Raw genomic sequence first — 13216 nt, 5'->3', positions numbered from 1 at the left:
TTAGTTGCTTTAGACAAAATTCAATTTTCAAGGTATACTAGGAAGGAAAGCAGGTGGAATTATGTCGAGAATCCTTGCGATTGATGATGATATTCAAATCTTATCTATCATTAAAAAGGCCCTTGAGAATGAGCAGCATTCAGTTGATATACTGGATCGAGCTGAAAAAGTGAAGAAAGATTACCTAACAAAGTACGATTTGATTTTACTTGATGTTATGATGCCGGAGAAAGACGGTTTTACAATTTGTAAAGAAATTCGTGATAGTGTGGATTGTCCGATTATTTTTTTAACTGCTAAGACAATGGACACAGATCTAATTGAAGGATTTGCAGCAGGTGCGGATGATTACATAAAGAAACCATTCAGCTTATCTGAAATCAGAGCTAGAGTAAATGCTCATTTGAGACGAGAAAAAAGAGAATATCATACTCGAATCATAAGTGATAATTTTAAATTTGATGTATCCGAGAAAATACTATATTTAAATGATGAGCAAATTAAGCTAACAAAAAGTGAGTATGAAATATGCGAATTTTTAACAAGAAACAAAGGACAGGTCTTTTCTCTTGAGCAAATAATAGAAAAGGTATTTGGGTTTGATTTCGAAAGCGATGTTAGTGCGGTGAGAGAACATGTAAAAAATATACGTGCAAAACTGAAACAAGGCGGTGAAAATCCAATTGAAACAGTTTGGGGGATAGGTTACAAATGGAACTAAAAAAAATAAGATCCAATACACTGTTTTCAATGTTTTTTAAGCAATTGCTATGGCTGTCTGCCGGGGTTTTTATAGAAATTATTATATTTGTATTATTATTTTATTTGGGTCTAAGTATAGGATTTATACTACCGGCAGATTATTCCCAGAATTACCTTGTTCAAAATAAGGCATTAATATCTGAAAGTGAGCCATTTGATAAAACACTGATACCTCATACCTGCAAGTATGGTTTATTTGATTTTAGTGGCAATTACCTCTCCGGTGATCTTAGTAAGGCTGCGGTGGAGGATGCGAAAGCATTTATTAAAGATTCGCATTCTGGTGACCGCAGATTCTTTTTAATTAATACGGTAAATGGATATTGCATTGTTAATTATGATATGTTAGCACATTTTTCATCCTATACCCTGGACAAGTTTTTTCCTAAGCTAGAAGTGATAATATTGGTATTGTTTGCTATTATTTTTATGCTAATCGTTACAGACTGTGCCTTTCGCTTTGAAAGAAAGTTAAAGAAAGAACTGGAACCTGTTCTCTATGAAATAAGCCAAATACAAAATAGAGAGATTAATTTAGTACATAATAATTCTAGAATTAAAGAATTTAATGACATATTATTATCTCTTTATGATATGAAAACAGCATTATCCCAATCCTTAAAAAAAGAGTGGGAGACAGAACAAAAAAGGAAAAGCAATATTTCTGCAATTGCACACGATATCAAAACACCACTTACTATAATTAAAGGCAATTCGGAACTTATATTAGAAGAAGAGAAGATAGCAGATATCTATCAGTTTGCGGAGATCATTAATAGTAATTCTGATAAAATAGAAAGATATATAAAATTACTTATTGATGAAACGAAAAATGATTTAAAAGAGGACAGTGCAGAAAAAACTAATATCAATACAATTATAACTGATATTCTTAATGAAAGTAAGGAGCTTTGTAAAACAAAAGGGATAGAGATAATAATATCCAATATGGAATTGGATGCTGAAGCTGATGTAAATAAAGATCTTATAGAAAGAGCAGTAATAAATTTGGTAAGAAACGCAATAGAGCATACTACATTTGAAAAGAAAATAAAGATAAATCTTAAAGGGGTCGAGAAGTGTTTTATCGTAGAAGTTGAGGATTATGGTAAAGGCTTTTCGGATGAAGCTTTAAAATATGCTAAAAATCAGTTTTACACAGAAAGAACTGAGCGGAATGAGGAGCATTACGGAATAGGTATGTATTTCGCCAATATGGTTGCTGAAAAATATAATGGAAGATTAAGTTATTATAATAAGCCGAATCAAACCGGTTCTGTTGTTGTTTTTGAAATAAAATTTTAGAAGTAAGGCGCCTATCTAATAAAAATAGTTTTTCTTTAATGGGACTTCGTAAAGAACTTTAAAATTGGTATGATCCTATGTTATAATGAATAAAAAGTCTATATGGAGGTTGTACTATGGAAGAACTAGGAGGATTATTTGGATATCTGATTATTTTTTTCTATGCATTAGCAGTATTGAACTTCTGTTTTAAGTTTTTAAATCGAAACTATCGAGAAAAATTAAAGAAAAACGATAAGTTTTATAAGGCTTTTATGAAAATTCTGAAATTTCTAGTTAAGTACCATCGTTACTTTGGCGGAGCTGCCATTATTATGATTCTTATCCATTTTTATTTGCAATTTACACATTTTGGACTCAGTATCACCGGATGTATTGCAGCAGGTTTTATGATACTTCAGTTTCTATTGGGCATCTATGGGCAAGTGAAAAAGCCCAAAACAAAAGGATGGCTCAGGTTACATAGAGGGATTGCGGCTTTATTGCTAGTTACTATTTTGATTCATGTAATTTAGGTATATAATTTCAATATGCTCCAGGGTACTGACAAGTTCAATTAGTTTTAATTATTTCTACCGCCAGTTGTTTTGACTGGCGGTATTCTTTTTGCTCCTAAGATATACTCCTCTAGGGGATGTAATAAATATCTTCCAGGATAATTTTCTGTCCATAATTCAACCATAATTGCCTTTTACAATAAAAGCATAAAAACAAAACAACTTAATCAAAAGGAGATTGATAATTATGATAATAAAAAAATTAGTAGTCGGAGCCGCATTATTTCTTGCGCTTGGAACAACAACAATTGCCTTTGCTAAGGAAAATAGCAAAGATAGACAGTTAAGCGCGGTCACAACGAATACTATGTATTCTATGATGGAGCAAAATGGATATGATGAATTGGCTCAGGATATTAAGGATGGTGATTATGCTGCCATGAATGACTTTATGAACAATCTTTCAGATAAGGATTATCAGAAAATGATTGATTTAATGAAGAAATATGGTTACAGCAATATGGCGGCAATGATGAAACGAATTGACAAAGCAGATATGATTTCTATGCACCATGCTATGGGAGGAACGGCAGCTTGCTTTCGATAGTGTGATTGATGCAAGTAATAGATTTTCATTAGTGGCAGACGTCTAACTTATCTATCATATAACACATGGCAAATTTGAGATGAGCTCATGTGTATTTGCAGAAAGGAGAATTCTATGATGATATTCTTTTGGATTATAGTAATCATAGCGCTATTTTATCTTTTGGGTGATCATAAAAAATATGATGGAAATGATACAAAGAAGCTGGGGATACCGGCTGAGGAAGTATTAAAAATGCGTTATGTTAATGGTGAGATCGATGAAAAAACTTATACAAAGATGAAAAAAACAATAGTTTAAGGAGGTATTTCTATGATGTACAGATATTTCAATCAAGGACTAAATCGTAACGGTATATGTCCAGCCTTTGGATATGTTAATAATGGGTGGAGCATTATTATCGGTATAAGCTTAATCATAACAATAGCTTTACTTTTTTATCTTTTTGTTCATAATAAAAAGAAAAGGGCATCTTCTGAAGCTTTCGAAATATTAAAGCTGCAATTTGTAAAAGGTGAGATTTCAGAAGAAGAGTATATTAGAGGAAAAAGCTTATTAGACCGTTAATAAATGAATGAAAGATTAGCAGAGGGAGGTGAAATAAATGGTTTATCAGATTCTAGTAGTAGAAGACCAGAAAGAAATAAGCGATATACTGATGAAGTACATCGCGAAGGAGGGATACGGGGTAGCTGTAGCCGGTAATGGGTTTGAAGCACTGGAACTGTTTGGCAGCCAGGAATTTCATCTCGTTCTTTTGGATATTATGATGCCGGGTATCAGTGGTTTTGAAGTATTAAAGGAAATCAGAAAAATATCGGATGTACCGATAATCATGTTAACAGCAAAACAGGAAGAAGTCGACCGTCTAAAAGGCTTCGAAACAGGTGCAGATGATTATGTCATTAAGCCTTTTAGTCCAAGAGAATTAATGAAGCGGATTCAGGTTTTTATTAAACGTATCTATAAGGAAACAGATGAAATCATATATAGCTTCAGGGATTTGAAACTTTATACAAAAGGGATGAAGCTTGTAAAAAACAACAATGAAATCGTGCTGACAGCAGCGGAATATAAATTGCTGTTTGTTTTATTTAAAAATAAAGGACAGATTCTTACCAGAGAACAATTAATTAAATTAGCATATGGCAGCGATTACGAAGGTTATGACAGGAACATTGACAGTTTTATTAAAAGAATCCGGCAGAAGATAGAAGATGATCCTAAGAACCCCCAAATACTAATTACGAAATACGGAGCAGGTTATATCTTCGGAGGTGATGAGGGATGACGGTAAAAAGGCAATGGCTGTTCGTATTAATTATAATCGCTGTTATTTCAGTTGTAATAAATACGTTTGTTCTCAGTAATCTTACGAACCAGTACTTTAAAGATTACATGAAGAATAATTACGACCAACATTTTAATCAAGTGGTTGAATACTTAACAGAAACATTAAAGGATAAAAACTACTCTTCAAGTCAAATTTCAATTGATTTGGAGACACATCTGGTTGATCCGATTACAAGAATAAAAGTATATGATTTGGACGGCAATCTGATTTCCGATGTTAGCACGGATGCCCAGTCCTATGTTGGCAACTCTTCTATGAACGGAATGATGAGCGGGATGATGGGAAATAGAATTAATTCACAGTCTGAAGAGGTGGACCATGCACAAATCACCGATAATGGCAAAGTAATTGGCCAGGTTAATATAACAAAATACAGCTCTGCTGAAAATTCGGCTACCATATGGGCTTTCCAATACTCACTATTAGAAAATAGTATTATTTCAATCGTAATTGTTCTTATTGTTGCAATAGGGATTGGGATTCTTGTAAGTAGGAGAATGAGCAGAGATTTAATCCATACCTCTGAAATGGCACAGAATCTTGATATCGGAAAAGATACTCCGGTATTGGAGTCTAGAGTAAAGGAAATTCAGGTTATACAACAGAGCTTAGAATCCTTGAAGACTAGGCTGAATCTGAAACAAAAAAGCAGAAAAACTTTGATTGATGAATTGGTTCATCAAACACGAACACCACTTACCATATTAAGGACGCATCTGGAAGGAATGGAAGATGGTATCCTTGAGTTCGGACCGGAAGAAATACAGGTATGCGAAAATCAGATTGATAATATTACCGCAATTATAACAAATATGAGCAATATGATTGATGCCGAAGGGCCTGAAAACGCATTAAAGATAGAGGAATTTGAATTAAATCAGTTAATCAGACAGATTATGAATGGTCTCAAAGCACAGTTTGAGAAGAAAAATATTGATGTTAGCTTCGTACCTCAGGACAAAGTGATAATAAAGACTGATAAATATCGATTGAGCCAGACGGTATACAATCTTCTGACCAATGCCTACAAATTCACAAAACAATACGGATCGGTAAGGATAGCTTACCACATTAACCAAGAGGTTATTGTTTTATCCATTGAGGATAACGGAGCAGGAATTGAAAAAAAGGATTTAGATAAAATATTTCAGGCTTATTATAAAAGTGATAAATCCCCCGGTTTGTCAGGAGACGGGTTAGGACTTTATATAGCGAAAGAGAATATGACAAGTATTCATGGAACAATAGAAGTTGAATCGGAACTAGATAAAGGAAGTAAATTTATTTTAACCTTTCCCCAAAAAATAAAATAGTATACAAAAGCGAAGACCGGGAGTTAGCTTGCCTGGCCTTCGCTTTTTTTATCCTTAAAAAGGTCGAGTAAGTTTATGGAAGATATGTTATACTGAGTTTACTTCATGAAGGGAATAAATGGTATTAAGGATGAACTGCTTTTTAACCATAAGCTCTATTATCATATACATCGAGAATAGAGTAGAAGAAAAAATCAATTATAGGGAACTGGAAAGGGTTACCGGTTTTTCCATAGCATACATTCGAGAGATTTTTGTACAAAAAACCGGCACATCACTTTCGCGGTATATACTTATTCGGAAAATATCCAATGCTGCTTATGAAATTCTCTATAGTAAACAAAGTATTATGGATATAGCTTTTAAGTATAATTTTACAAGTTATGATACCTTTACCCGTGCATTTAAGCGAATAACAGGGTTAACACCTTCAGTATTCAGGACAAAGCGGCCGCCTGTCGGCAGAATTAAGCTTTGCTCCAGTGCATTTGGTATAGGAATACTAAAAGAAGGGAAGTAAGGTCAAAGTCTACTTGGCAGGGAGAATGGACAACATGAAAAATGAAAAGGAAATAAAGGACGAAAACAGTACAGTATTATATGGAATATCCAAGGTTGAATATGGCGAGAATGGCTGTACTCCTTATCCGATGTGTGTGAAAAGCTGTGCGAATTACCTTGGGCAGGATATCGGAATCGATTATACCATGGTAGCAACAGGGGCTGCCTTCCGATTAACATGGGATACAACCTCTTGGAATGGTGGAAATGTTGATGTTATTCACACGTTTGATGATCCTGAGACCATCTACAGACTGGGAGTCGAAGCATTAGGCCGCAGGTTTCAGATGATAACCAGAGGGGATACATCCAGTGATGTGAAGTTTAATAATCAAAGTTCCGATAACAAAGAGGATTTTGTTTGTTTTATCAGACAGCAGATAGATAAAGGATTTCCCTGCATTGCCCTTGGCATTATCGGTCCCTCGGAAGCCTGTATCATTACTGGTTATCGGGAAAATGGTAAAACACTTCTTGGCTGGAACTTCTTCCAGGACGCAATAGAATTTGCTGGGGACATTAAGATTGACGAATCCGGTTACTTCATTACTGATAAATGGTGGGAAAACCGCAGTACGATAGCAGTGATTACCATAGGAGAAACGGAGAGACCTTTGATTTCCCCAAAAGAGATTATTGAAAATGCTGTAAAGGCTATGACAGGAAGGGATGATAACAAATCTGGAAAGATATTTGCAAAGGGTATCAATGCTTACGACGCATGGAAGAAATCCATACTAAATGAAAATGAATTTCCACAGAATGCAATTATGCCTTTTATAGCAGAACGTTTAATGTGCCATGGCGATGCCATGGATTGCCTGATCGACGGCAGGAATAATGCCGCTATCTTTATGAGAAAATTATCGGAAGAATTGCCTGACTATGTGCAGGAACTTAAGGAAATCAGTGACCAGTTCGCAACTGTAACAGCGAATGTTTGGAGGATGGCAGATATCCTGGGAGGATATGAAAGAAATGAAAAACAGATGAATAATTTCTTGAAGCCGGAAGTCAGACAGCAGCTGGCAGTGTTGATTGAGGATTGCAAACTGGCAGACAGTAAAGCGCTGGAAGGGCTAACCAGGTTGTCGAAAAAATTACCATAAGCTTTCAGTATATAGGTTTTACCATAGGAAGTTCTGGGTTGTGTTTGTATTGTGATTATGTACTGAATACCAGACATATGATATGTTTTATATTGTATTATATAAATTTTAAATGTACCTACAAATCATCCAGATTACGAGTAATCGGTGTGTGGTATGTCATATGACTCAGAGCTTTATTTTGTAAAACCCTTCTGTATGGGTAAACATATTTGATATGACAACATATTTGTTATATAATGGAATCGTGTAAAATAGAAGGTGCTGGAGAACGTAAATGAAGAATAAAAATATTTCATGGATTATATTAATTCTGCTATGCTTTAGTACATATATTTTTTCTAACGGGTCATGGGCGATTCCTTTATTAGCCTGGATATATCCGATTCTATTTCTGCAACTACTAAATAAGAAGAATTCTTTAAAAATATGTTTTCTTATTTTGGGTATATTTACAGCAGGTTTTATGGTTCAGTTTACTGAAGTAATCGGAAATGGTATCATTATCTGTGCCTTAGCTGCTATTATAATATCAGTCCTAAAAACGATTCCCTATCTTATATATTGTAAGTCAAAGAAAGATTTTAAAGGAACACTGCTATTTGCTGCAGGGGCAGTAGCTGCTGAATATGGTATTTATCTTATCTATCCAATTGTTGCAGGGCTGTCGGATGCGTATACCCAATATCAAAACCTATTACTTATACAAATCACAACTATACTAGGCATATATGGTATTGTTTTTATTATTAATTGGACCGCTTCTATGGTAGTTCTTATTTGGAATAGGCGAGGTATATGGAATAACCTCTGTAAAGCTATCGCTATATATTGCACGGTTATGGCTTGTATATTTACTTACAATGCATTTATGCTGTATTTTAATAATGCTCATAGTGAAAGCGTAAGAGTAGCGGCAGTAACGGTTCCGGTATCACATCTGTTAAACGAAGATAGTGATGTTAAGGCGGTCATATATTCAAATGACTTTACAGACCTAAACTTAATCAACACAAAAAGGAAACTAGCTGCCGTACAGGATGAATTATTTCAAAAATCCTATAACGAAGCTGTTTCAGGTGCTAAGATAATATTTTGGTCCGAATTAAATGGAGTGGTAATGAAAGAGGATGAGAAAGCATTATTAAGCAGAGCAGCAAAATTTGCGGTGGATAATGATGTGTATTTTATGATATCGCTATTGGTTAAAACTCCTTATAAAAACTTAAAGGAAAACAAAACAGTAGCATTTAATCCCCAAGGGAAGGTTGTTTCGGAGTACTTCAAATTTGGCAGATCCTTTGGAGAGTTGTGCATAAAGGGCGATGGGAAAATAAAACTCTTTGATACGAAATACGGAAAAATAGCTCCGTTTATTTGTTCGGATATGGCATTTACAACAGTTATTACCCAAGCCGGCAGAAATGGTGTTGATATTTTATTGGATCCTGCTTCAGATTGGAAGGAGATGTCTCCGATTGCCATAAAAACTGCCGTAATTAGAGGAGTTGAAAACGGGTGTGCAATCCTTCGGCATACGAATGAGGGGATATCGGTTGCAACAGATTCTAGCGGTAAATTACTTGCGTATGCAGATTATTTTAACTCAGATACAAAGACTGTTACAGCACAAATTCCAACGGGCGGCCGTTTCACAGTATACCCGTATATTAGAAATTTATTTGCGAATTTATGTGTTCTATATGTTCTGGGCTGTTTGGTTTTGTATATTAGAATAAGAAGAAGACTTCATATGGAAGTGAAGTAAATGAAAAAATAGTAATTAAAATAAGTATAAAAAATAGAGGTGAGAACTTCTGTTTATATGAGTTCCATATCAACTATGAGCTTAGTTGATATGGAACTTTTTATAATTAGACCACTTTTTGTTAAGCACCTATTCAGTTGCTTTGTTACTGCTATCAGGGAAATTTAATTATATATTGGAACTGCTAGCAGTCTGTTAATCTTTATACTTTCTTTAAACAATATTAAATACTTATTTAGATAAAAACATTACTATGAAATCAAAGCTTAAATATAAAATTAACATAGCGGTATATGTGAATTCAGAGGAGGAAAATAGTATGAACCCGGAAAGCAATAAAAAATATACGGAGTTATTTATCCTATTTACGTTTACATTTGGATGGATATCCTCCATTCTTCTAGTATTATCAGGGGCTGGGGGCGGTTTAATTGTTACAATGTCAATGCCTTTTCTTTTTGCAGCAATCTTTAACTTAATAGAATATAAATCAATGAAAGCGCTATTCCTGCCTTTTAGAAAGAGAGTTAATCTAAAGAGTATACTATTTATGTTTTTATACCCTATCATCATTATTGCTTTATGCTCTGTTCTAGCATTGGTTACAAAACAAGGAGCATTATCAGCGAATTGGTCTGACCTGCTAATAAAAACTATAGGGCTAATTCCTTTATCAGTTATCCTATTTGTTATAGGGTTAACAGAAGAATATGGATGGAGAGGATATCTATTGCCGCGCTGGTGTGAGAGATATGGATTAAAAAAAGCAAATATTATGGTAGGTATCATATGGGCGATGTATCATTTTCCATATCTTTTTATTCTAAATTTGAATTGTGGCATTTGGTCCGCCATTGAATTTACAATACTTCAAATGTTAATGATTTTCATGTTTAATTTTGGATTTTCTTACCTTTATCTACTGTCACAAAATGTTATACTGGCAAGTATTATGCACATACTATGGAACAATGTAAATGTTCAGGTGCTTGGAGATACCTATAGAAATACGCAAAACAGTATTATTTTAGGCAATATAAAAGTAATAAATGGTGAATGTTTCTATGGACTAATATTTACATCAATATTTGCGATAATTGCATATCGCAAATTTCAAAATATAAAGAGCACCTTTTCATGAAAATGATAGGTGCTCTTAAAGTTCAAAGAATTCTTAAATTATATTGTCCTAGTCAATGAATACTATTTTCCGTTTGTGCCGACTGCTGCCATAGGGTTGATACCAATTGGTGCCATAAGGATCTTACCACTGCCTTGGAATACATTTACTAATCCTTCTCCGGAGACAGCGGAGCCTAGGAGGCTCTTTCCGGATTTTTCAACTGTAAATTTTAAAGTGTTTGACCAGGCTATCGCCATATTTCCATCAACTTTTAATACATCATTATCAAGCTCAAATTCAATTAATTCTTCTCTGGGGACAGGACTTTCTAATATGGCAATACCCTGGCCCTCCAGGCATAAATTAAAAAGACCTTCATTACCTAAAACAGCAGAGGATAGATTTGTTCTTGCAACAATTTTTTGTTTGATACGTGAGTCACAAGCCAGGAACAGGCCGTCATCCAGCACCAAGCCATTCCATTTCTCTACATTTTCCAGCAGGATGTAATGGTATGTAGGTTCGAGCATAACCATACCGTTTCCACTGTATTCCGGTTTAATAGTGGATTCTTTCGAAATCTTGGCGGATATGGTTTTACCTAAGAAATCACCGATGCCTTTTACACCCGAACCCATTTTAACATCTCCGGCCATCCATTGCATAGCTCCGGCGCTTAATGTAAAGGTTCTGCCGTTTAATTCAATTAGGACCTGACGTTTTCTAATATTCATTTGGGAAGAATAGTAAGCTACAATCGAGTTCGCAGGAGATACACTTAGGTCTTTTTGAAATTCAAATACATGAATTCCATCTCTTGCATCAATTTCTTTCATATTTGCATTATTAAATAAATTATTGCTTCTTATCACAAGGTACCTTCTTTCTAAGGTTATTTTGTTTTATTATAGCGCATTTTGTAATATATTACAAAGTAAAAATGAGAGAACTTTCCAATTGGATTATAATCCAGCTTTTGACATGTTAGAATGCCTATGATATAGTATAAAAAACGGAAAGGATATTTTATGTATACGAGAATCTTCAAGGTGAAAAAGTTTAGTCTTAAGCTCCATGCAGTTCTTTTTTAAAATTATTTAAAATGTATGGAGCGGTATCTTAGATACAAGAAGAATAGTTAAAAAAGGATTGCATTTAATATAAGACTAAAAATATTCTTAATATTAAGGAGCAGTTCAAAATGAAAATAGATATAAAGTTAGCAGATAATACAAACGGTTTTATTATCAAAAATATTTACCCGCTATATCTACACGATCTTGCTGGAATACATGGCACGCTTCCCAACGAATATGGAATCTTTGAGGAAGAACCAATCAGAACCCTCGCAGAAGAGTATGACATTCAGCAGATATGGTTTGATAACCCTAATCTATTATATCCATATTTAATCATGGCGGATAATATACCGGCAGGATTCTGCCTTATAGGAAGTGGTAAATATGTGCCGGCGGAAGTGGATTATTTCATATATGAAACATTTATTTTGTCACCATTTAGGGGAAAGTCCATATCAAACCAAGCCATAACTGAGATCTTTCAAAAGCACCATGGTAAGTGGATGTTTTATACCCATTCTACTGAGAATAACATTCGGGCAAAGACCTTCTGGCATAAAACAATCGGAGGTTATACGGGAAATAAATACAAAACGATTGAAAAGATTATCGACGGAATGCCAAAGTTAGTGTTTATGTTTGAGAACTAATTTATACCTTAGATATGTAGGGGGCTGCTGTAAAGGGAAGCAGCCCCCTTTTTGCATTTATCTTATTTGATAAGGTAAATTAATTGTTATATAATGGAATTTACTTATAGGAATAAATCTGTATTTTTTCTCTCTTTTTTGTACATGAAATGAGAGGAATTCTACCGACAGAAATTGTATCATTTGAAAGGAAAGAGAAAATGGAATGGTTAGACCGCTTAAATAATTCCTTAGAGTACATAGAAAAGAATTTAGATAACGAGTTAAGTTTTGAAAATGCTGCAAAAATAGCCTGTTGCTCGGTTAATCATTATCAAAGAATGTTTTCTTTTATTTCTGATACAACTTTAGGGGAGTATATCAGACGAAGACGGCTTACGAAGGCAGCGTTTGACCTGCAAAACACTAATATGAGTGTATTAGATATTTCATTAAAGTTTGGATATAATTCACCCACAGCATTTACACGAGCATTTACAGCAATGCATGGTGTAACACCGACGAAGGCAAGAAGATTCGGTACAAGCTTGAAATCATATCCAAGAATCTCTTTTCAGATATCGGTAAAGGGGGAAAAAGAACTTGTATATAAGATAGAAGAGAAAGAAGAATTTAAAATTATAGGGATAAAAGAGAGTATTATTAATGATGGAGTTTATAATACTGGCAGAATTCCGCAAATGTGGTCAGAGGCAATACAGAATGGAGTAATCTATCAGATTGCTTCTTATAGTAATAATTTATATTCCGGAATGATGGGATTGTGTTCGAATTTTCGGGATAATCTGTTTGATTACTATATCGGGGTAGTAAGTGACCAGCAGGCAGGAGTCTTAGAAGAATTAAGAATAAAAAAAGGAATTTGGGCAGTTTTCGAATGTATTGGACTTAGTTCAATTCAGCCAACCTGGACACGTGTATTTACGGAATGGTTTCCTTCCTCCGGATATGAGTTAGCGGATGCCCCGGAAATAGAGTGGTATCCCCATAGTAATATTAGTAATTCTGAGGAATATAGAACAGAAATTTGGATTCCTATTAAAAAGCGATGTAATAGTTAAATTTATGCTGAAAAGAAAAAGGAGGAG

The 13216-nt window shown here is 34.4% G+C and carries 15 protein-coding genes; 14 read left to right on the top strand and 1 reads right to left on the bottom strand.

The window, feature by feature from the left end; genetic code table 11:
• The first annotated feature begins 61 nt into the window (after positions 1-61).
• The 12 genes from bsdcttw_RS20510 (at position 62) to bsdcttw_RS20455 (ending at position 10417) form a co-directional block, all read left to right on the top strand.
• Positions 62-721 carry a response regulator transcription factor gene (locus tag bsdcttw_RS20510; RefSeq protein ID WP_185256657.1) on the top strand — a complete coding sequence of 220 codons (660 nt, stop codon included), beginning with the start codon at positions 62-64 and terminating at the stop codon, positions 719-721.
• 284 nt (positions 722-1005) lie between these two features.
• Entirely contained in the window at positions 1006-2067 is a 1062-nt protein-coding gene (locus bsdcttw_RS20505; protein WP_185256656.1) for a sensor histidine kinase, read from the top strand.
• A gap of 116 nt (positions 2068-2183) precedes the next feature.
• Positions 2184-2582: a hypothetical protein gene (locus tag bsdcttw_RS20500; RefSeq protein WP_185256655.1), complete on the top strand. Its 399-nt coding sequence runs from the start codon at positions 2184-2186 to the stop codon at positions 2580-2582.
• 229 nt (positions 2583-2811) lie between these two features.
• Positions 2812-3171, top strand: coding sequence for a hypothetical protein (locus bsdcttw_RS20495; RefSeq protein ID WP_185256654.1), 360 nt, complete (start codon positions 2812-2814; stop codon positions 3169-3171).
• Between the two features lie 114 nt (positions 3172-3285).
• On the top strand, positions 3286-3471 hold the full coding sequence (locus bsdcttw_RS20490; RefSeq protein WP_185256653.1) for an SHOCT domain-containing protein: 186 nt from the start codon (positions 3286-3288) through the stop codon (positions 3469-3471).
• Between the two features lie 12 nt (positions 3472-3483).
• The gene (locus bsdcttw_RS20485; protein WP_185256652.1) at positions 3484-3738 is read left to right on the top strand and encodes an SHOCT domain-containing protein; all 255 of its coding nucleotides are present in this window, start codon (positions 3484-3486) and stop codon (positions 3736-3738) included.
• A gap of 37 nt (positions 3739-3775) precedes the next feature.
• The gene (locus tag bsdcttw_RS20480) at positions 3776-4462 is read left to right on the top strand and encodes a response regulator transcription factor (RefSeq protein ID WP_185256651.1); all 687 of its coding nucleotides are present in this window, start codon (positions 3776-3778) and stop codon (positions 4460-4462) included.
• Entirely contained in the window at positions 4459-5838 is a 1380-nt protein-coding gene (locus tag bsdcttw_RS20475) for a sensor histidine kinase (protein ID WP_185256650.1), read from the top strand. Before bsdcttw_RS20480 ends, bsdcttw_RS20475 begins: the two co-directional genes overlap by 4 nt.
• Positions 5839-5956: 118 nt before the next feature.
• Positions 5957-6358, top strand: a complete 402-nt coding sequence (locus bsdcttw_RS20470; protein WP_225903720.1) for a helix-turn-helix domain-containing protein — start codon at positions 5957-5959, stop codon at positions 6356-6358.
• 34 nt (positions 6359-6392) lie between these two features.
• On the top strand, positions 6393-7508 hold the full coding sequence (locus bsdcttw_RS20465) for an RNA polymerase subunit sigma-24 (RefSeq protein ID WP_185259899.1): 1116 nt from the start codon (positions 6393-6395) through the stop codon (positions 7506-7508).
• A gap of 466 nt (positions 7509-7974) precedes the next feature.
• Positions 7975-9276, top strand: coding sequence for a nitrilase-related carbon-nitrogen hydrolase (locus bsdcttw_RS20460; protein ID WP_330602286.1), 1302 nt, complete (start codon positions 7975-7977; stop codon positions 9274-9276).
• Between the two features lie 319 nt (positions 9277-9595).
• Positions 9596-10417 carry a CPBP family intramembrane glutamic endopeptidase gene (locus bsdcttw_RS20455; protein ID WP_185256648.1) on the top strand — a complete coding sequence of 274 codons (822 nt, stop codon included), beginning with the start codon at positions 9596-9598 and terminating at the stop codon, positions 10415-10417.
• A gap of 62 nt (positions 10418-10479) precedes the next feature.
• Here the strand turns inward: bsdcttw_RS20455 and bsdcttw_RS20450 are convergent, their stop codons facing one another.
• Complete coding sequence (locus tag bsdcttw_RS20450) at positions 10480-11271, bottom strand: AIM24 family protein (RefSeq protein WP_185256647.1); 792 nt, start codon at positions 11269-11271, stop codon at positions 10480-10482.
• 329 nt (positions 11272-11600) lie between these two features.
• Between bsdcttw_RS20450 and bsdcttw_RS20445 the strand changes: the two genes are divergently transcribed.
• Together bsdcttw_RS20445 and bsdcttw_RS20440 are read left to right on the top strand one after the other, a co-directional pair.
• On the top strand, positions 11601-12128 hold the full coding sequence (locus tag bsdcttw_RS20445; RefSeq protein WP_185256646.1) for a GNAT family N-acetyltransferase: 528 nt from the start codon (positions 11601-11603) through the stop codon (positions 12126-12128).
• A 200-nt stretch (positions 12129-12328) separates the two neighbouring features.
• The gene (locus bsdcttw_RS20440) at positions 12329-13189 is read left to right on the top strand and encodes an AraC family transcriptional regulator (protein ID WP_207726442.1); all 861 of its coding nucleotides are present in this window, start codon (positions 12329-12331) and stop codon (positions 13187-13189) included.
• The last annotated feature ends 27 nt before the right edge of the window (positions 13190-13216 follow it).

Source organism: Anaerocolumna chitinilytica (genome assembly GCF_014218355.1).
Classification (GTDB): domain Bacteria; phylum Bacillota; class Clostridia; order Lachnospirales; family Lachnospiraceae; genus Anaerocolumna; species Anaerocolumna chitinilytica.
This window is presented reverse-complemented; position numbering and strand designations above follow the sequence as displayed.

Bases quoted from the DNA above. Each gene is read 5' to 3' on its own strand.
- bsdcttw_RS20510 (WP_185256657.1), top strand. From the start codon at position 62: ATGTCGAGAATCCTTGCGATTGATGATGATATTCAAATCTTATCTATC.
- bsdcttw_RS20500 (WP_185256655.1), top strand. From the start codon at position 2,184: ATGGAAGAACTAGGAGGATTATTTGGATATCTGATTATTTTTTTCTAT.
- bsdcttw_RS20495 (WP_185256654.1), top strand. From the start codon at position 2,812: ATGATAATAAAAAAATTAGTAGTCGGAGCCGCATTATTTCTTGCGCTT.
- bsdcttw_RS20490 (WP_185256653.1), top strand. From the start codon at position 3,286: ATGATGATATTCTTTTGGATTATAGTAATCATAGCGCTATTTTATCTT.
- bsdcttw_RS20485 (WP_185256652.1), top strand. From the start codon at position 3,484: ATGATGTACAGATATTTCAATCAAGGACTAAATCGTAACGGTATATGT.
- bsdcttw_RS20480 (WP_185256651.1), top strand. From the start codon at position 3,776: ATGGTTTATCAGATTCTAGTAGTAGAAGACCAGAAAGAAATAAGCGAT.
- bsdcttw_RS20475 (WP_185256650.1), top strand. From the start codon at position 4,459: ATGACGGTAAAAAGGCAATGGCTGTTCGTATTAATTATAATCGCTGTT.
- bsdcttw_RS20470 (WP_225903720.1), top strand. From the start codon at position 5,957: ATGGTATTAAGGATGAACTGCTTTTTAACCATAAGCTCTATTATCATA.
- bsdcttw_RS20465 (WP_185259899.1), top strand. From the start codon at position 6,393: ATGAAAAATGAAAAGGAAATAAAGGACGAAAACAGTACAGTATTATAT.
- bsdcttw_RS20460 (WP_330602286.1), top strand. From the start codon at position 7,975: ATGGTTCAGTTTACTGAAGTAATCGGAAATGGTATCATTATCTGTGCC.
- bsdcttw_RS20455 (WP_185256648.1), top strand. From the start codon at position 9,596: ATGAACCCGGAAAGCAATAAAAAATATACGGAGTTATTTATCCTATTT.
- bsdcttw_RS20445 (WP_185256646.1), top strand. From the start codon at position 11,601: ATGAAAATAGATATAAAGTTAGCAGATAATACAAACGGTTTTATTATC.
- bsdcttw_RS20440 (WP_207726442.1), top strand. From the start codon at position 12,329: ATGGAATGGTTAGACCGCTTAAATAATTCCTTAGAGTACATAGAAAAG.